Annotated in this window: 18 protein-coding genes; 8 read left to right on the top strand and 10 right to left on the bottom strand. The window is 61.8% G+C overall.

The genetic code is table 11. The annotated features are described in order from the left end of the window. The first annotated feature begins 6 nt into the window (after nt 1-6). The 5 genes from J5J10_RS20160 to uxuA are packed head-to-tail and all read left to right on the top strand — an operon-like array spanning nt 7 to nt 4,532. Nucleotides 7-327, top strand: coding sequence for a cupin domain-containing protein (locus J5J10_RS20160; RefSeq protein ID WP_211931475.1), 321 nt, complete (start codon nt 7-9; stop codon nt 325-327). Nucleotides 328-340: 13 nt separating this feature from the next. Continuing rightward, nucleotides 341-1,162, top strand: a complete 822-nt coding sequence (gene kduI / locus J5J10_RS20155; protein ID WP_208554075.1) for a 5-dehydro-4-deoxy-D-glucuronate isomerase — start codon at nt 341-343, stop codon at nt 1,160-1,162. After that, the gene (gene kduD / locus J5J10_RS20150; RefSeq protein ID WP_211931474.1) at nt 1,159-1,905 is read left to right on the top strand and encodes a 2-dehydro-3-deoxy-D-gluconate 5-dehydrogenase KduD; all 747 of its coding nucleotides are present in this window, start codon (nt 1,159-1,161) and stop codon (nt 1,903-1,905) included. The genes kduI and kduD overlap by 4 nt, the downstream gene beginning before the upstream one ends. Beyond that, nucleotides 1,895-3,343 (top strand): mannitol dehydrogenase family protein, encoded by a 1,449-nt coding sequence (locus tag J5J10_RS20145; protein ID WP_249116972.1) that lies wholly within the window; start codon nt 1,895-1,897, stop codon nt 3,341-3,343. The genes kduD and J5J10_RS20145 overlap by 11 nt, the downstream gene beginning before the upstream one ends. Continuing rightward, on the top strand, nt 3,336-4,532 hold the full coding sequence (gene uxuA / locus J5J10_RS20140) for a mannonate dehydratase (RefSeq protein ID WP_211931472.1): 1,197 nt from the start codon (nt 3,336-3,338) through the stop codon (nt 4,530-4,532). The genes J5J10_RS20145 and uxuA overlap by 8 nt, the downstream gene beginning before the upstream one ends. 93 nt (nt 4,533-4,625) lie before the next feature. Here the strand turns inward: uxuA and J5J10_RS20135 are convergent, their stop codons facing one another. The 5 genes from J5J10_RS20135 to J5J10_RS20115 all read right to left on the bottom strand — a co-directional run bounded on the left by J5J10_RS20135 (nt 4,626) and on the right by J5J10_RS20115 (nt 9,461). Continuing rightward, nucleotides 4,626-6,059, bottom strand: coding sequence for an NAD(P)(+) transhydrogenase (Re/Si-specific) subunit beta (locus J5J10_RS20135; protein ID WP_211931471.1), 1,434 nt, complete (start codon nt 6,057-6,059; stop codon nt 4,626-4,628). A gap of 13 nt (nt 6,060-6,072) precedes the next feature. After that, entirely contained in the window at nt 6,073-7,647 is a 1,575-nt protein-coding gene (locus tag J5J10_RS20130; RefSeq protein WP_211931470.1) for a Re/Si-specific NAD(P)(+) transhydrogenase subunit alpha, read from the bottom strand. Between the two features lie 189 nt (nt 7,648-7,836). After that, nucleotides 7,837-8,238: a DUF2177 family protein gene (locus tag J5J10_RS20125; protein ID WP_208554081.1), complete on the bottom strand. Its 402-nt coding sequence runs from the start codon at nt 8,236-8,238 to the stop codon at nt 7,837-7,839. Between the two features lie 24 nt (nt 8,239-8,262). Further along, on the bottom strand, nt 8,263-8,931 hold the full coding sequence (locus J5J10_RS20120) for a ChrR family anti-sigma-E factor (RefSeq protein ID WP_211931469.1): 669 nt from the start codon (nt 8,929-8,931) through the stop codon (nt 8,263-8,265). Further along, complete coding sequence (locus J5J10_RS20115; protein WP_349252099.1) at nt 8,928-9,461, bottom strand: sigma-70 family RNA polymerase sigma factor; 534 nt, start codon at nt 9,459-9,461, stop codon at nt 8,928-8,930. Before J5J10_RS20115 ends, J5J10_RS20120 begins: the two co-directional genes overlap by 4 nt. 264 nt (nt 9,462-9,725) lie before the next feature. Here J5J10_RS20115 and J5J10_RS20110 point away from each other — a divergent pair, with 264 nt between their 5' ends. The 3 genes from J5J10_RS20110 to J5J10_RS20100 are packed head-to-tail and all read left to right on the top strand — an operon-like array spanning nt 9,726 to nt 13,095. Continuing rightward, nucleotides 9,726-11,084: an FAD-dependent oxidoreductase gene (locus tag J5J10_RS20110; RefSeq protein WP_211931467.1), complete on the top strand. Its 1,359-nt coding sequence runs from the start codon at nt 9,726-9,728 to the stop codon at nt 11,082-11,084. After that, nucleotides 11,081-11,881, top strand: a complete 801-nt coding sequence (locus J5J10_RS20105; protein ID WP_211931466.1) for a DUF1365 domain-containing protein — start codon at nt 11,081-11,083, stop codon at nt 11,879-11,881. Before J5J10_RS20110 ends, J5J10_RS20105 begins: the two co-directional genes overlap by 4 nt. Next, complete coding sequence (locus J5J10_RS20100; RefSeq protein WP_211931465.1) at nt 11,878-13,095, top strand: cyclopropane-fatty-acyl-phospholipid synthase family protein; 1,218 nt, start codon at nt 11,878-11,880, stop codon at nt 13,093-13,095. Before J5J10_RS20105 ends, J5J10_RS20100 begins: the two co-directional genes overlap by 4 nt. Before the next feature lie 9 nt (nt 13,096-13,104). Here J5J10_RS20100 and J5J10_RS20095 read toward each other — a convergent pair whose 3' ends face one another. The 5 genes from J5J10_RS20095 to J5J10_RS20075 form a co-directional block, all read right to left on the bottom strand. Continuing rightward, complete coding sequence (locus tag J5J10_RS20095) at nt 13,105-13,881, bottom strand: SDR family NAD(P)-dependent oxidoreductase (protein WP_211931464.1); 777 nt, start codon at nt 13,879-13,881, stop codon at nt 13,105-13,107. Between the two features lie 53 nt (nt 13,882-13,934). Next, nucleotides 13,935-14,294, bottom strand: a complete 360-nt coding sequence (locus J5J10_RS20090; protein WP_211931463.1) for a YbaN family protein — start codon at nt 14,292-14,294, stop codon at nt 13,935-13,937. 105 nt (nt 14,295-14,399) lie between these two features. Next, complete coding sequence (gene glpK, locus J5J10_RS20085; protein ID WP_211931462.1) at nt 14,400-15,896, bottom strand: glycerol kinase GlpK; 1,497 nt, start codon at nt 15,894-15,896, stop codon at nt 14,400-14,402. Between the two features lie 79 nt (nt 15,897-15,975). Next, on the bottom strand, nt 15,976-17,697 hold the full coding sequence (locus tag J5J10_RS20080) for an ABC transporter substrate-binding protein (RefSeq protein ID WP_211931461.1): 1,722 nt from the start codon (nt 17,695-17,697) through the stop codon (nt 15,976-15,978). A 78-nt stretch (nt 17,698-17,775) separates the two neighbouring features. Continuing rightward, complete coding sequence (locus J5J10_RS20075; RefSeq protein ID WP_211931460.1) at nt 17,776-18,057, bottom strand: DUF2160 domain-containing protein; 282 nt, start codon at nt 18,055-18,057, stop codon at nt 17,776-17,778. Nucleotides 18,058-18,060: the final 3 nt, after the last annotated feature.

Genomic DNA, 18,060 nt, shown 5'->3' with positions numbered 1-18,060 from the left:
ATACTGATGCCGCATCTCGTACGCGAGTTTCCGACCGTCACGACCGGCGAAGGCGTCACGCGCCAGATCCTGTCGGATAGCCCCGAACTCATGGTCGTCGCCTTCCGCTTCGAGAAGGACAGCGTCGGCGCGCTCCATAACCATCCGCACATCCAGTCGACCTATGTGCAGTCTGGCGTGTTCGAATTCACCGTGGGCGACGATCGCGTCGTCGTCCGCCCCGGCGACAGCTTCGTCATCCCTACCATGGTGACCCATGGCTGCCGCGCCATCGAGGCGGGAACGCTGATCGACTGTTTCACGCCCCGCCGCGACGATTTTCTCTGAGAAGGACCAAACCATGTTGAACGTAGAAATCCGCCACGCCATCAGCCCCGAGACGGCGAAGACCTTCGGCACCGAGGAACTGCGGCGGAACTTCCACGTCGGCGACATCTTCCGCGCGGGCGAGATCACGCTGATCTACACCCATTATGATCGCATGATTGTCGGCGGCGCCGTTCCGGCCGGCGGATCGCTAAGGCTCGACGAAGTCAAGCCGTGCGGCACCGCCTCGATCCTCGATCGTCGCGAACTGGTCGTCGTCAACATCGGCGGAACCGGCACCGTGAAAGCCGACGCCGAATACGTCATGGGCAAGGGCGACATGCTCTACCTCGGCATGGGCGCCGGACCGATCACCTTTTCCGGCGACGGCCGCTTCTACATCCTCTCCGCACCCGCCCACCAGACCTACCCCTCGCGGCTGATCAAGATCGACGAGGCGGCGAACATGTCGCTCGGCTCGGCCGAGACCTCAAACGAGCGGACGATCTATCAGTTCGTCCACCCCGACGTCATGAAGTCCTGCCAGATCGTCGTCGGCATGACCAAGCTGAAATCCGGCTCGATCTGGAACACCATGCCCGCCCACGTGCACGATCGGCGCATGGAGGCTTACTTGTACTTCGATCTTCCCGAGACCAGCCGCGTCTTCCACATGATGGGCGAGCCGAACGAAACCCGTCATATGGTGCTGAAGAACGAGGAAGGCGCGATCTCGCCGCCGTGGTCGATCCACTCCGGCGCCGGCACCAGCGCCTACACCTTCATCTGGGCCATGGCCGGCGACAATGTCGACTACAAGGACGTCGAGATGGTTTCCATGGAGACCCTGCGATGAACGGCATCTTCTCGCTTGAAGGCAAGCGGGCGCTGGTGACCGGCTCCAACACCGGCATCGGCCAGGCGATCGCCGTCTCGCTCGCCGGCGCTGGCGCGGAGGTCATCTGCGCCGGCCGCTCCTCGGTCGACGAAACGCTTGAACTCATCAGAAGCAAGGGCGGCAAGTCCGTCGGGCTGAAGCTCGATCTGGCCGACCCGATGGCCGGACGCGACGTCTTCGTCGATAACGGGCCGGTCGACATTCTCGTCAACAACGCCGGCATCATCCGCCGCGCCGACGCCGTCGACTTCAGCGAGGCCGACTGGGACGAGGTGATGGACGTAAACCTCAAGGCTGTCTTCTTCATGAGCCAGGCCTTCGCCAAGGCCGTCCTTGCCCGCAACGGCACGGGCAAGATCGTCAACATCGCCTCGCTTCTCTCCTTCCAGGGCGGCATCCGCGTTGCGTCCTACACTGCCTCCAAGGGTGGCGTCGCCGGCATCACCAAGCTGCTCGCCAATGAGTGGGCCGCCAAGGGCATCAATGTGAACGCCATCGCGCCCGGCTATATCGAGACCAACAACACCGAGGCACTGCGCGCCGATCCTGTTCGCAACAAGGCGATCCTCGACCGCATTCCGGCAGGCCGCTGGGGCGAGCCGGAGGATATCGGCGGCACCGCCGTCTTCCTCGCATCGAACGCCGCGAAATACATTCATGGCGCTGTACTCAACGTCGACGGAGGCTGGCTTGCCCGCTGATCTGCCCCGCCTGCACTGCCCCGACACCGCGCGGGCGAAGACCGGCATCGTCCATCTCGGCCTCGGCGCCTTCTACCGCGCCCACGGGGCCGTCTACATCGCGGAAGCGATGAAGGCCTCCGGCGGCGACTGGGGCATCGTCGGCGTCAGCCTTGTGCGACCGGACCAGCGCGATCTTCTTGCCCCGCAGGGCTTTGCCTATACGGCGGTCGAACTTGGCCCGGACGGGGAAAAGCCTCAAGTCGTCGGCGTCCTGAACGACGTCCTCGTCGCGCCGGAAAACCCGGCCGCCGTGCTCGAGATCATGGCCGCGCCCGGCACCCGTATCGTGACCTCCACGGTCACCGAAAAAGGCTACTGCCACGAGCCGTCGACCGGGCGCTTGAATCGCGAGCACCCGGATATCGTCCACGATCTCGCCCATCCGGAAGCGCCGAAATCAACGATCGGCTTTCTTGTCAGGGCCCTCGCCAAACGCCGCGCCGCCGGCATCCGGCCCTTCACCGTTCTCTGCTGCGACAACCTGCCGGAAAATGGCCGGGTGGTGCGCGGCATTGTACTGGAATTCGCAACCCTGGTCGATCAAGGCCTCGCGGACTGGATCGCGGCCGAGGGCCGATTCCCCTCCACGATGGTGGATCGCATCGTCCCGGCGACCAAGCCCGAGGACGTCGACCGCCTGTCCGGGCAAACCGGTGTTCTCGACCTGTCTCCGGTGATGCACGAGCCTTTCCGCCAATGGGTCGTGGAAGACGACTTCGTCGATGGCGAACGCCCTGATTTCGCGGCGGTCGGCGTCGAGCTGGTAAAGGACGTCACGCCATACGAGCACATGAAGCTGCGTTGCCTCAACGGCACCCATTCCTCGCTCGCCTACTTGGGTTATCTCGCTGGCCACGAAACAATCGCCGACACTGTCGCCGATCCGGTATTCGCCGCCTTCGTGAAAAGGCTCTGGTCCGATGAGATCGTGCCGGTCCTCGATCCGCCACCGGGCGTCGATCTCTCCCGCTACACCGCCTCGCTGTTCGACCGCTACGCAAATCCTGCCATCCGCCATCGCACATGGCAGATCGCCATGGACGGATCGCAGAAGCTGCCGCAACGCATTCTCGGAACGGTCGCGGAAAACCTCGCCGCGGGCCGGATGCCCAAAGGCCTCTGCCTCGCGATCGCGGCATGGATGCGCTACGTCGGTGGCGTCGACGAAAAGGGTCAGGCTATCGACGTCCGCGATCCCCTGGCCGCTGAACTGAAGCAGATTTCCGACCGGGGCCATTCTGCGGCCGAAAAGGTCGATGGCCTGCTCTCCATCAGGAAGATTTTCCCTGAACAACTCGCATCGAACAAAAGCCTGCGCGACGAACTGGTCCGCTCCTACGAGCGGCTTGTCGCCAACGGCGCGGGCGCGACCGTGAAAGACATGACACATGCTTGAAAGCTGGCGCTGGTATGGCCCCTACGACAAGATCAGCCTCGCTGAAATCGCCCAGACCGGGGCAAGCGGCATCGTAACCGCCCTCCACGAAATCCCCTACGGCGAAATCTGGCCGGTGGAGACGATCAAGGCCCGCAAGGCACAGATCGCCGGCGATACATCGCTGGCATTACATTGGGAGGTCGTGGAAAGCCTACCGATCCATGAAGACATAAAAAAAGGCACGGGCGACCTCTCGACGCTGTTTGCCAACTATCGCCAGTCGCTGGCCAATCTGGCAGCCGCCGGCATTTATACCGTCTGCTATAATTTCATGCCGCTGCTCGACTGGACCCGCACCCGGCTCGACACGCCCGTCGCCCGAGGCGGCACGTCCCTCCGGTTCTCCGCGCCGCAAATGGCGGCCTTTGAGCTCTTCATGATGAAACGCGAAGCAGCGGAAGCGGACTATCCGGAAGAGGTGCGTCGCGAGGCAGCAGTCTGGTTTCAGTCATCGGATGAGAAGGACCGCCAGGTCCTTCTCGACAGCATCATGGCCGGCCTTCCGGGCGCCTACGACCGTTATGACGTCAAGGGCCTCCAGACAGCGCTGCAACGCTACGACGGCATCGGCCGCGATGAGCTTCGCGCCAACTACGCGCGTTTCCTTTCCGAGGTCATCCCGACCGCCGAGGAGCTCGGCATGCGCCTCTGCGTCCATCCGGACGACCCGCCACGCAATATTCTCGGCCTGCCACGGATCGTATCCTGCGAGGACGACATTGCCTGGATTTTGGGGCAACAGGACGAAAGGGCGAACGGCCTTACGCTCTGCTCAGGCTCGCTGGGCGCCAATCCGAAGAACGATGTACCGGCGATTGCCCGGCGCTTCGCGGATCGCATCCACTTCGCTCACCTGCGAAATGTCCGCAAGGATGCCGATGGATCGTTCGAGGAAGCCGCCCACCTTGACGGCGACACCGATATGGTTTCGCTGATCAGCGCCTTGCTCGACGAGGAGAAGCGCCGGCGCGATGAAGGCAGGAAAGACAATGTCATTCCTTTCCGACCCGACCACGGCCACGAACTCTTGAGCGATATCGGACGCGGCACCCATCCGGGCTACCCGCTGATCGGTCGCATGCGCGGCCTCGCCGAACTGCGCGGCATCGTCCGCGCGTTGTCCCACGAGCGCGTTTCCTTCGGCTGACCCAGGACCAGGCGGACCATGATAGCCGAAAAAGAAGAACCGGCGGCAGGAGCACCTGCCGCCGGTTCTTTCGATTTTGGAATGTCGTCTGACCTACTTGATCATCGGCAGCAGGCTGTCGATCGACTTCTTGGCGTCACCGTAGAACATGCGCGTGTTGTCCTTGTAGAACAGCGGATTCTCGATGCCGGAATAACCCGTGCCCTGCCCGCGCTTCGAGACGAACACCTGCTTGGCCTTCCACACCTCGAGCACAGGCATGCCGGCGATCGGCGAGTTCGGGTCTTCCTGGGCGGCCGGATTGACGATGTCGTTCGAACCGATGACGATGACGACGTCGGTTTCCGGGAAGTCCTCGTTGATCTCGTCCATTTCCAGAACGATGTCGTAGGGCACCTTGGCCTCGGCCAGCAGAACGTTCATGTGTCCCGGCAGGCGACCCGCGACCGGATGGATAGCAAAGCGCACTTCCTTGCCAGCAGCTCGAAGCTTGCGCGTCAGTTCCGACACGGACTGCTGTGCCTGGGCAACCGCCATGCCGTAGCCGGGCACGATGATGACCGAGTCGGCGTCGTTGAGCGCATTGGCAACGCCTTCGGCATCGATGGCGATCTGCTCGCCCTCGACCGTCATCGCCGGTCCGGTCGTATTGCCGAAGCCGCCGAGGATGACCGAGATGAAGCTGCGGTTCATCGCCTTGCACATGATGTAGGAGAGGATCGCACCCGACGAACCGACAAGCGCGCCGACGACGATGAGGAGGTCGTTCGAGAGGGAGAAGCCGATCGCCGCTGCCGCCCAGCCGGAATAGCTGTTCAACATCGACACCACGACCGGCATGTCGGCGCCGCCGATGCCCATGATCAGGTGGTAGCCGATGAAGAAGGCAAGCAGCGTCATCAGGATCAGCGTCCAAATGCCGGCGCCGCCGACATAGAGGAACAGCAGGATCAGCGACAGGATCGCCGCGCCGGCGTTCAGCATGTGACCGCCGGGAAGCTTCTTGGCCTTGCCGTCCACGCGTCCGGCGAGCTTGCCGAAGGCGATGACCGAACCGGTGAAGGTGACGGCACCGATGAAGACGCCGAGGAAAACCTCCACCTTCAGGATCGTCAGTTCGACCGGCGTCTTGTGGGCGAGGATCGCGGCAAATCCGTCAAGCGCCGCGCGGCTTGCCTCGTCGAGAGCAGCAACGTTTACCGCCTCGATATGGGCATTGTAGCCGATGAAGACGGCGGCAAGACCGACGAGCGAATGCATCGCCGCAACGAGCTGCGGCATTTCCGTCATCTGCACGCGCTGCGCGACCACCCAGCCGATCGCCCCGCCGGCGGCGATCAGGACGACGGAGAGCAGCCAGTTTCCGTAGCCAGGTCCGATCAGCGTGGCAAAGATCGCGAGACCCATGCCGACAATGCCGTACCAGACCGCGCGCTTGGCACTTTCCTGGCCGGAAAGGCCGCCAAGGGAAAGAATGAAAAGAACCGCCGCGACGACGTAGGCGGCCGTCGTGAAACCATAATCCATTGTCCGCTCCCCCTTACGACTTCTGGAACATGGCAAGCATGCGCCGGGTGACCATGAAGCCACCGAAGATGTTGATACCAGCCATGAACACCGAGAGCGCGGCAAGGATAAGCACGAGCCAGGAACCGGACCCTATCTGCATCAGCGCCCCGAGGATGATGATCGAGGAGATCGCATTGGTGATCGCCATCAGCGGCGTGTGCAGCGAATGGCTGACGTTCCAGATCACCTGGAAACCGACGAAACAGGCGAGCACGAAGACGATGAAATGCTGCATGAAACTCGCCGGCGCGAAAAGCCCCGCGAGCAGGATCAGTGCTCCGCCGACGCCAAGCAGCGTGAACTGCTGCTTCGTCGCTGCCTTGAAGGCCGCAGCTTCCTGTTGCCGCTTTTCCTCAGGCGTCAATTCCTTCGGTTTTTCCTTCGGCTTGGCGGCCGCGATCGCCTGGATCTTCGGCGGCGGCGGCGGGAAGGTGATCTCGCCCTGATAGGTCACCGTCGCGCCGCGAATGACGTCGTCCTCCATGTTGTGAACCAGCACGCCGTCCTTGGCCGGCGTCAGGTCCGTCATCATGTGGCGGATATTGGTGGAATAGAGCGTCGAAGCCTGCGAGGCCATGCGGCTCGGGAAATCGGTATAGCCGACGACGGTGACGCCATTGTCCGAGACGATCTTCTGGTCGGCCACCGTGAGGTCGCAATTGCCGCCGCGCTCCGCCGCAAGGTCGATGATAACAGAACCGGGCTTCATCGCCGCGACCATGTCGGCAAGCCAGAGCTTCGGCGCGTCACGACCCGGAATCAGCGCCGTCGTGATGACGATGTCGATATCGGGCGCGAGTTCGCGAAACTTCGCCAGCTGCTTCTCGCGGAACTCCGGCGAGGACGGAGCGGCATAACCGCCGGTCGCCGCTCCGTCCTGCTGCTGGTCGGTGAAATCGAGGAAGACGAATTCGGCACCCATCGACTCGATCTGTTCTGCCACTTCCGGCCGGACGTCGAAGGCATAGGTGATCGCGCCGAGAGAGGTCGCCGTGCCGATGGCCGCAAGACCCGCGACGCCGGCGCCGATGACGAGCACCTTGGCCGGCGGCACCTTGCCCGCGGCCGTCACCTGGCCGGTGAAAAAGCGGCCGAAATTGTTGCCCGCCTCAATGACGGCGCGGTAACCGGCGATATTGGCCATCGACGACAGGGCATCCATCTTCTGCGCGCGCGAGATGCGCGGCACCATGTCCATGGCGATGACGTTGGCGCCCTTCTCCTTGGCCTGCTCCAGCAGGTCCTTGTTCTGGGCCGGATAGAAGAACGAGATCAGCGTCTTGCCGGCCGTCAGCCGGGCCGTTTCCGTCTTTTCCGGCGGGCGCACCTTGGCAATCACGTCGGCTGCCTTGTAGAGTGCTGCGGCGGTCTTGACCACGTCGACCCCGACCGCCTTGTAGGCCTCGTCGGAAAAGCCGGCCGCCTTGCCGGCGCCCGTTTCGATGACGCACTCATATCCGAGCTTCTGCAGCTGGATGGCGCTGTCCGGGGTCATGGCAACGCGTGCCTCTCCCGGAAAAATCTCCTTAGGTGACCCGATCTTCAAACCCATCTCCCCTGACCTCTCTGGTTGTCCGACTGACACGTCCTCTCCAGTCGTAACAGCCACGGTTGTGACCGAAAAGGTGTTTTAGCCGGTTGGGCGAGGTTTTGAAGGGCCGATTCACGGCATACGGTACGCCCTGCAACCCTATGCCGGACTCCAAGCGCTTTGGGTTTCCGCCGATTGCGAGCGTTAGCCCGCCAGCTTCGAAGCCGCCAGATATGCTCCCGTCGCAGCCGATGCCGTCAGGAATGTCCCCCACGCCATGTCAACCAGGCTGATGGTCAAAGACCAGCCCTTGAGGGTCGCAAGATTGGTCATGTCGTAAGTGCCATAGGCGAGGAAGCCAAGGATGGCACCGGCGACTGCCGCTGTCATCCAGGTTCCATTGTTGAGCGCCGGAGCCACCGCGAAATAGACGATGCCCCCGATGAAGAAGAGGTAGAACAGGCCCGCCGCAACGAAATTGGGTTGGGCAAGGAGGAGATCGCCGATATGCGACCGGTAGAACCCGATCGCTACCCTTGATAGCCAGAGGTAATCGAGACCGAGGAAAACAACAGCCGCTGCCACGTAGGCCACTATATAGGTCATCGTTTCACTCCCCCTTTACGCCCTTTAAATGCCGAGTATCGGCTGAACAAGCCGGACCAGCGGGCTCTTGAACTTCAGTGGTGCATCCGTCACGGCAAGACAGATGCAGTCCTCGTCCTTGCCTGCCACCGGCTGATGCTGAAGATCCTCATCGGCCTCCTCCAGATCGCCCCGACCGAAACTGTCGTGCCCGTCGCTAAAGCTTCCCTTCAGCACGAGCGTCAACTCCCGACCCCCGTGGCCATGCTCCGGAACCGGCTTGCCCGCCGGTATCTTCAAGAGACGCACGCTCGTCGTCGGGTCCCCCGTGGGGATCTTGATGTGGTAGGCACCCCGGCCGAGCGCCTTCCATTTCAAGGCATCGACATCAGCCCCGAAGTAGGACCGCAGCGGCTCAGGCAGGATCGCTTCCGTCGCCTCCACCCGCCGGGCGGGCATGGGAACGTTTATGGCAACACCGCCGGCTTCCGAAAGCCGAGCCTTCATCCGGCTCCACGAGTCGTCGGTATCCTCTTCGGCCACTGGGATGTCTTTCAACAGCGCTCCTCCCGCGGCCTCGATGGCGGCCAGGCGCCTGCGGCCCTCGGGAGACAAAGCGAGATGGGACGCGACAGCAATACACCACCCCTCGCTGAGCGAACCGGTCGCATATTCGAGAAGAAGCTCGTCGCTCACCTGATGCACGATGGTCATTCGCGTTCCTCCAGGGCCGATCTCAACTTGCCGAACGCCATGCGGATGCGCGACTTGATCGTCCCGAGCGGAATATCGAGCTGTTCGGCAAGCGTCCGGTGCGACACCTCGTCAAAAAACGAATATCTCAACAATTCCAGTTGTTCCGGTGGTAGTTTTGCCATTGCCTCATGAAGGCGTTTGGCGTCGATTTTTGCGTCGTAGGCTGCATCGGGCGCAGGCTCGTCATCAGGCACGAATGCCGGATCGGTCGGATCGAAGACCGGTCGCTGCGCCTTGCGGAAGGCTGAAATTCGAAGATTGCGGGCGATCGTGAAGACCCATGCCTCGACGTTCCCGCGCGACGGATCGAAGAGCGCCGCCTTGTTCCATACCATCATCATGGTCTCTTGCATTAACTCCTCGGCCATCTGGCCATCGCGGCACTGCCGGGTCATGAACGCCTTCACGCGCGGAGCGAAGTAACGAAACAGCGTTTCGAATGCCTCCACGTCGCGCGATTGCGCCACCGCCATAAGCAGGGCCGGCATATCCGGCTCCGTTGTTGCACTGTTTTCCTGCTTCATAGGCCTCGAAATACCTCTGCGTTTCGGCCCAGACACGGCTTTCAACCGAACAGGGCCTAGACGGTCATTGTGGCACGCAAGGCCATTTGAAGGAAACAGTAGTGTCATGCCGGCTTCTACGTGGCACCAGATATGCCGGATCATCCGCAGTAAAAAGATTTTTCGGCGTCAATCCGCTCGCTCCGACACGACGTAAAGTAAAGCATCTGGAAACCAGGAATTCGTCGAATGGACCACCTCCACAACATCGTCCCCCTTCATCACAGGCGCCGGATCGCGGTGATCGGTTCCGGCATATCCGGCCTCTCGGCCGCGTGGCTGCTGTCCCGGGGAAACGAGGTGGTCCTGTACGAGGCGGATAAGCGCCCCGGTGGACACTCCAACACGGTGGACATTGAAGGGTCCAACGGAAAGGTCCCGGTCGACACAGGCTTCATCGTCTACAATGAACGGAACTATCCCAACCTCGTGGCGCTCTTCGAGCATCTGGGAGTGAAGACAGACCCGTCCAACATGTCGTTCTCCGCCTCGTTGCGCGGCGGCACGTTCGAATACTCGGGGTCCGGGCTCGGTGGCCTGCTCGGCCAGCGGACCAACGCATTCCGCCCCCGTTTCTGGCGCATGGTGAGAGGCATACTCGAGTTCTACCGTCAGGCGCCGGAACTGCTGAAGCGCCGGGATCTTGATGGCGTGACACTCGGGGAATACCTCGACGCGAACGGCTATGACCACGGGTTCGTCGAGGATCACCTGCTTCCGATGGGCGCCGCGATCTGGTCGACTACCGCCGCGGACATGCGCGCCTATCCTCTAATCGCCTTCATCAGGTTCTTCGTGAACCACGGGCTGGTCGTCCTGAAGGACCGGCCTGCCTGGCGGACTGTCAGTGGCGGTAGCCGCGAATACGTCAGCCGCTTGCTTGCGGATTTTCGCGGAGAGGTACGCCTTGGTCAGCCGGTTCGAAGCGTTCGCCGCGATGCGAATGGCTGCACCGTCACCGGCATGGACGGTCACGCCGATCGTTTCGATCAGGTGGTCATCGCGACCCACGCGGACCAGGCTCTCGCCATGCTTGAGGATGGCGACGATCTCGAACGGAAGACACTTGGCGCTTTCGACTATACGCGCAACACGACCATCCTTCATACCGATGAGAAACTGATGCCGCGTCGGAAGCGCGTCTGGGCGAGCTGGAACTATATCGGCGAGGCCGGAGACGATGACGGCAATGCGCTGTGCGTGACCTACTGGATGAACAAGCTGCAAAACCTCCAGGATGTTCCTCCGGTCTTCGTAACGCTGAACCCAAGCCGCCCGATTTCAGAGGACAAGATCCTCGCCACGTTCGATTACGCCCATCCGCTCTTTGATGCGAAGGCTCTTTCCGCCCAGCAACGTCTGTGGCACCTTCAGGGCCGGCGCAACACCTGGTTCTGCGGTGCCCATTTCGGCAGCGGTTTCCACGAGGATGGACTGCAGTCGGGACTTGCGGTTGCCGAGGCGTTGGGGGGGCTTAAAAGACCGTGGCGCGTCGAAAACGAATCCGCTCGCATATTCATTGACCAACAGTTGGTGGCGGCAGAATGACGGTGAAGTCCGCGCTCTATCCCGGCGAGGTCGTGCATGTAAGGCACCGACCTCGTCCGCACGAGCTGCGCTACGGCGTTGTGTCATTCCTCCTGCATCTCGACGAACTGGAGTCCCTGGACCGCAAGTTCCGCTTCTTCGGCTACAACCGGTTCGCACCTTTCACCTTCGATGACCGCGACCACGGGACGGGTGAACGTGGCGATCTGAAGCGGTGGGTGCTGGAACAGGTGGCAAGAGCCGACATTGCGACCGACAGTCTCGACGTGACGGTTCTGTGTTACCCGCGCGTCTTCGGCTACGGTTTCAATCCGCTCACCGTCTACTTCTGCAATCGCCCGGACGGGTCGACCGCAGCCGTACTTTATGAAGTCTCAAACACCTTCCGCGAGCGCCATACCTACGTGATCCCGGTGTCGACAAAGGGGACTGCGATCCGCCATAGCTGCGACAAGGAAATGTATGTCTCGCCCTTCATGCCGATGGACTGCCACTATCGTTTCCGCGTGGTGCCGCCGGACAACAAGGTCCTCATCGCCATCGACGAACACGATCGGGACGGGTCGCTGCTTTTCGCGAGCTTCTCCGGCCGTCGCAAGCCGTTGACGGAGACCGGTCTCATACTGACCGCGCTGAGATATCCGCTCATGACCATGAAGATCATGGGCGCAATCCACTGGGAAGCGCTGAGGCTTTGGCTGAAGCGAATTCCGGTTCATCGACACAAGAAAGCACGGGACCCGATCGCAACGTCGATCGTGTTGCCGGCACAGGCTGCGGGGAGCGAAAGAGCATGACTCACGTCGAACAACAAACCGTACCGTTCATCGCGGCCGCGGCGCCATTCTGGCAGAGACGGCTGCATCGCTGGGCGGGTCGTATAGCGCGCGGACATCTTCGCATCCTCTACCCCGATGGCTCCGAACAGATCGTCGAGGGCAAGGAGGAAGGGCCTTCCGCCGTCTTGAGGCTGCACAACGCCCGCCCGGTCTGGCAGTTGTTCTGGGGTGGTGCTCTCGGCTTTTCCCGGTCCTACATGGACGGGGATTGGGATAGCCCGGACGTCGCCACTTTCCTCGAGTTCGCGCTCGCCAACGAGGAACGCTTGCAGACCGTCACCAGGCCGGCCGGCGTGTTCAAGACACTCGCCCGCCTGCGGCATCTGTCCCGACGCAATTCCCGATCCGGCAGCCGCAAGAACATCGCCTTTCACTACGACCTAGGCAACAGCTTCTATGCGAAATGGCTGGACGAGACGATGACCTACTCATCGGCTCTCTACGCCTCGGCCGACCAGCCCCTCTCTGATGCGCAGACAGCGAAGTACGAGCGCATCGTGCAGGAACTTGGCATCGGCCCTGACGACCATGTGCTGGAAATCGGATGCGGCTGGGGCGGCTTTGCCGAACACGCCGCGCGAACCACCGGATGTCGCGTGACGGGCCTTACGCTCTCCAAGGAACAGGCGGCCTTTGCTCGTGACCGCCTGGAGAAAGCCGGACTTGCCGATCATACCGATATCCGCATCGAGGACTATCGGGATTGCGGTGGCCAGTTTTCCAAGATTGTCTCCATCGAGATGTTCGAGGCTGTCGGCGAGGAAAACTGGAAAACCTATTTCGGCCGGGTCCGGGACCTCCTGGCTCCAGGTGGCAGGGCTATGATCCAGGTGATCACGATCGATGAAAGCAGGTTCGAGCATTACCGTCGCGGCGCCGATTTCATCCAGACGTACATCTTCCCCGGCGGCATGCTGCCCTCGATCACGGCCTTCAGGCAAAGCGCCGAAGGAAACGGGCTTGCCGTCACCGAAACATTCCGCTTCGGTCGCGACTATGAACGAACGCTGCTTGAGTGGGACAAGGCCTTCGTCGCCCACTGGGCGACGATCAAGCCGATGGGTTTCGACGAGCGCTTCTACCGGATGTGGCGGTACTATCTGCACTACTGCGCCGCCGGTTTCCGCACCGGGCGGCTGGACGTGGTGCAGTTCGAGCTGAACCGGCCCTGACGGGGCCGGTCAATCTTTCCGGAGCATTCGCTTTGTCAGCGCAAACCTCAGGCGATACGGGAGATAGCTCAAAAGACGCATCGACAGCGCCATTTTCCAGGGAAACGAGATCAAGAAACGATCGTCTTTCAAGCCGGATAGGATCGATCTCGCAGCCTCCTCGGCGGTGACGATGAACGGCATCGGGAAATCGTTCTTGGCTGTCAGCGGCGTCTCGACAAAGCCTGGTGCCACCACGCTAAGCTTCACGCCGTTGCGTTCGAGTTCCGGGTAGAGCGCCTCGCACATGTTGATAAGCGCCGCCTTCGTGGCGCCATAGAAGGCAGCGCCCGGCAGGCCCGTGTAGCCGGAGACCGAAGAGACGACGGAAATGCGGCCCGCGCGGCGGGACAGCATCGGCGGCAGAAGCGCCTCGAGACAATGCGCCGTACCGACCACATTCAGATCCATCATTCTTTGCAGCTTCGCGCTGTCGAAGGCTTTGGGATCGTCCCGCTCATAGGTTCCGGCGCAAAGCACGGCCAATGAGACCGGGCCGTTTGCGGCCTCGATCTGGGCAACTGCCGCGCTGACTGCCACCTTGTTCGAAATGTCGAGCGGCAGCGGTACGATGCGGCCTGTGCGCTCCGCTGCAAGGCTGGCCAGCGCAGCCTCGCCCCGAGCGCTGGCGACGACCGTCCAGCCGTCATCGACAAGTGCCAGACAAAGCGCCCGGCCTATCCCCGAACTCGCCCCAGTGACCCAGGCGACACCGCGATCACCGTAGACGACATTTTGCTCGGCCATGTTTGATCCTTTCTGCTTCTCTCCCCAGTCTACGAGGAAACGGGCGGGACGGATCAGGTCGGGTCCGGACGGGTGATGATGAAGATCGCGCATGCCACCAGCACGCCCGCAACGCCGATACGGACATAGGGCGACTGCGACCCCGCGAACCAGAGGACGCCGTAGCTTGCGGTCATCATGCTCACGGAGGCGAACTTGGCGGAACGCGATATCGCGCCCTCGCGCCGCCAGTCGATCAGGGGCTTGCCGAGCCGTGGATGATCGAGCAGCCAGCGCTCGAAACGTGGAGAGGAGCGTGCGAAGAGTGCGGCCGCAAGAATGATGAACGGCGTCGTCGGCAGAACGGGCAGGAAGATGCCGATCACGCCGATGGCCACCGACAGCCACCCAAGTCCTATGAGGACAAAACGCATAGAGCCGAATCCGTTCAGGTTGATGCGACACCAACCCCTCGGGCGGCATCGTTATCAGAACCTACATCATCGAATGCGGCCCCGGTAAGAAATTGTGCTTCACACTCAGGTTTTTCGCGTCAGAACGCGCGACACACTGTCCTTCCAGCCGTCGATCGCCTCGCGGCGTTCAGTGCCATCCATGGAGGGGGCAAAACGCCGGTCCCGCTTCCAGTTGGCCGAAAAGCCCTTGGCGTCCGGCCAGACACCCGCCTTCCAGCCCGCAAGCCATGCCGCTCCCAATACGGTCGTCTCAAGGATGACCGGTCGATCCACTGGCGCGTCGAGGATGTCGGCAAGCTTCTGCATGGTCCAGTCCGAAGCGACCATGCCGCCATCGACGCGCAGCACCGTGTCACCACGCCCATCGCTCCAGTCCTTCTTCATCGCCTCCAGGAGATCGTAGGTCTGGTAGGCGACGCTTTCCAGCGCCGCGCGTGCGAACTCCTCAGGGCCGGTGTTGCGTGTGATGCCGAAGACTGCACCACGTGCGTCTGCATCCCAGTAGGGAGCTCCGAGACCGGTGAAGGCTGGCACCAGATAGATGCGTTGGTTCGGGTCGGCCTTGGCCGCGAGCGATCCCACCTCGGAGGACACACGGATAAAGCCAAGTTCGTCGCGCAGCCATTGCACGGCAGCACCTGCGATGAAAATCGAGCCCTCAAGAGCATAGGTCGTTACGCCATCAATGCGGTAGGCGATGGTTGTCAGCAGCCGGTTGGAGGACGAGACTCGCTCTGTGCCGGTATTCAGCAGCGCGAAGCAACCGGTGCCATAGGTCGATTTCATCATGCCGGGTTCGAAGCAGGCATTGCCGATCACCGCTGCCTGCTGATCGCCAGCCACGCCGAGGATCGGGATTTCCACACCGAAGAGCGACGGATCGGTCTTGCCGAAATCAGCGGCGCAATCCTTAACCTCCGGCAGCATCGGTTTCGGAATCTCCAGAACGTCAAGCAGTTCGTCGTCCCAACGGTTCTCGTCGATATTGTAGATCAGCGTCCGCGAGGCGTTCGTGGCATCCGTCACATGCGCCTTGCCGGCGGTCAGCTTGTAGATCAGCCAGCTGTCGACGGTTCCGAAACACACCTCGCCGGCCGCCGCCCGGTCCTTCAAGCCCGCCGTATTCTTGAGGATCCAGGAGAGCTTGGTCCCGGAAAAGTAGGGGTCGAGAAGCAGGCCGGTCTTCTTCGTGAAAAGCTTCTCCAGCCCCTTGTCCTTCAACTCGTCGCAGAAACGTGCTGTACGCCTGTCCTGCCAGACGATGGCGCGATGCAAGGGTTCGCCCGTCGCGCGATCCCAGACCACGGTCGTCTCGCGCTGGTTCGTGATGCCGATGGCGGCGATGTCGGAGGCGGAAACGCCGGCCTTGGAAAGCGCCGTGCGGATCGTCGAAAGCACGCTCTGCCAGATTTCGTCGGCGTCATGCTCCACCCAGCCGGACTGCGGGAAGTGCTGGGCGAATTCCTGCTGGCCGATGCCGACAATGGTCATCTCCTTGTCGAAGACGACCGCGCGGCTGGACGTGGTTCCCTGGTCGATGGCGAGAATATAGCCTGCCATGATTGCTTTCTCCCTTGCCCGGACAACGGATGACCGGGGCGCTGGGCGCCCCGGTCTTTTTATAGAAACAGAATGTATGTTACTTCTGCCAGCTCTTGACCAGTTCGTCGTAGTTGACAGTCATCGGCTGTTCTTTTTCGTTCTCGATCTTCAGCTGCGGCGCAAGGTTGCCCTTGGCGACCGCGTCTGCGTTCCAGTAGGCCAGGTCATGCTCTTCGGCAAGTTTCGGGCCGATATCACCCTGGACGCCGGCGCGTTCCAGACGCTCAAGCACCTTTTCCTGCTCGGCGCAGAGCGAGTCCATGGCTTCCTGCGCCGACTTCGCACCCGAAGATGCGTCGCCGATCGCCTGCCACCACAGCTGGGCCAGCTTCGGATAATCAGGAACGTTTGTACCCGTCGGCGACCACTGCAGGCGAGCCGGCGAGCGGTAGAACTCGACGAGACCGCCGAGCTTCGGAGCACGCTCGGTGAACGACTGGTGGTCGAGGGTCGACTGGCGGATGAAGGTGAGACCAACATGGCTCTTCTTCACGTCCACGGTCTTGGAGGTGACGAACTGTGCGTAGAGCCAGGCGGCCTTTGCACGATCTTCCGGGGTGGACTTCATCAGCGTCCACGAACCGGCGTCCTGGTAACCGAGCTTCATGCCGTCCTTCCAGTAGACGCCATGCGGGCTCGGAGCGAAACGCCACTTCGGCGTGCCGTCCTCGTTCACAACCGGCAGGCCTTCCTTGACGAAGTCGGCGGTGAAGGCGGTGTAGGTGAACATCTGCTGGGCGATTTCACCCTGCGACGGGACAGGACCGGATTCGGAGAAGGTCATGCCCTGTGCGGCCGGAGGAGCATACTTGCTCATCCATTCGAGATACTTCTCGATGGCGTAGACCGAGGCAGGGCCATTGGTGTCACCGCCGCGTGCAACGCACGAGCCGACCGGGCGCGAATTCTCGTCGACCTTGATGCCCCATTCGTCGACCGGAAGGCCGTTCGGGATGCCCTTGTCGCCGTTGCCGGCCATGGAGAGCCAGGCATCGGTGAAGCGCCAGCCGAGCGACGGGTCCTTCTTGCCGTAGTCCATGTGGCCGAAGACCTTCTTGCCGTCGATTTCGCGACCGGTGAAGAACTCGGCGATGTCCTCGTAAGCCGACCAGTTGACCGGAACGCCGAGGTCGTAGCCGTACTTCGCCTTGAAGTCGGCCTTGTTCTTTTCGTCGTTGAACCAGTCGTAGCGGAAGAAGTAGAGGTTCGCGAACTGCTGGGTCGGCAGCTGATAGAGCTTGCCGTCCGGGGCGGTCGTGAACGACTTGCCGATGAAGTCATCGATGTCGAGGGTCGGGCTGGTAACGTCCTTGCCTTCGTTCGCCATCCAGTCGGTCAGGTTGCGGACCTGCTGGTAGCGCCAGTGGGTTCCGATAAGGTCGGAGTCGTTGATGTAGGCGTCGTAGATGTTTTCGCCCGACTGCATCTGGGTCTGCAGCTTCTCGACGACATCGCCTTCACCGATCAGATCGTGGGTGATCTTGATGCCGGTGATGGCGGTAAACGCTGGCGCCAGCACCTTGGATTCGTATTCATGCGTGGTGATGGTTTCGGAGACCACCTTGATGTCCATGCCGGCAAAGGGTTGTGCGGCATCGACGAACCACTGCATTTCCTTTTCCTGATCCGCCCGCGACAGCGACGAAAGATCGCCGATTTCCGCGTCAAGGAATTGCTTTGCCTCGTCCATGCCGGCGAAGGCGGTGCCGGTCAGTGCAAGCAGCAGGGCTGCCGTTGAAGTCAAAAGGTGCCGTCGCATAGGTTCCTCCCGGTTGTGCGATTGCAGTTCAGCTTAGAAGGTCACCGGGCCTCCACCCGGCAACCGCATTGGCTTGCCTCAGACGAAGCGGAATACGCCGACCGCGTAGACCACAGACAAGGCGAGAGCCCACCACAGGTTGGGTCCGACGAGACCCAACCATGCGAGATGAATGAAGGCGGAGCCGAGCAGAGACACGAAGAGCCGGTCACCGCGCGTCGTTTCGAAGCGCAGGATGCCGACCCGCGGGTTCCCGCCGGGCACGAAGTATTCCCAGACGCCCATGCCGGCGATCAGGGCGAAGATGATGATGAAGAACAGCGCCGTGGGCAGCGTCCAGGCCATCCATGAGAAATCCATGTC

The sequence above is a fragment of the Ciceribacter sp. L1K23 genome, assembly GCF_018122705.1.
Taxonomy (GTDB): Bacteria; Pseudomonadota; Alphaproteobacteria; order Rhizobiales; family Rhizobiaceae; genus Allorhizobium.
Note: the sequence above shows the minus strand (reverse complement) of the source record. Positions and strands in the feature narration are given on the sequence as shown.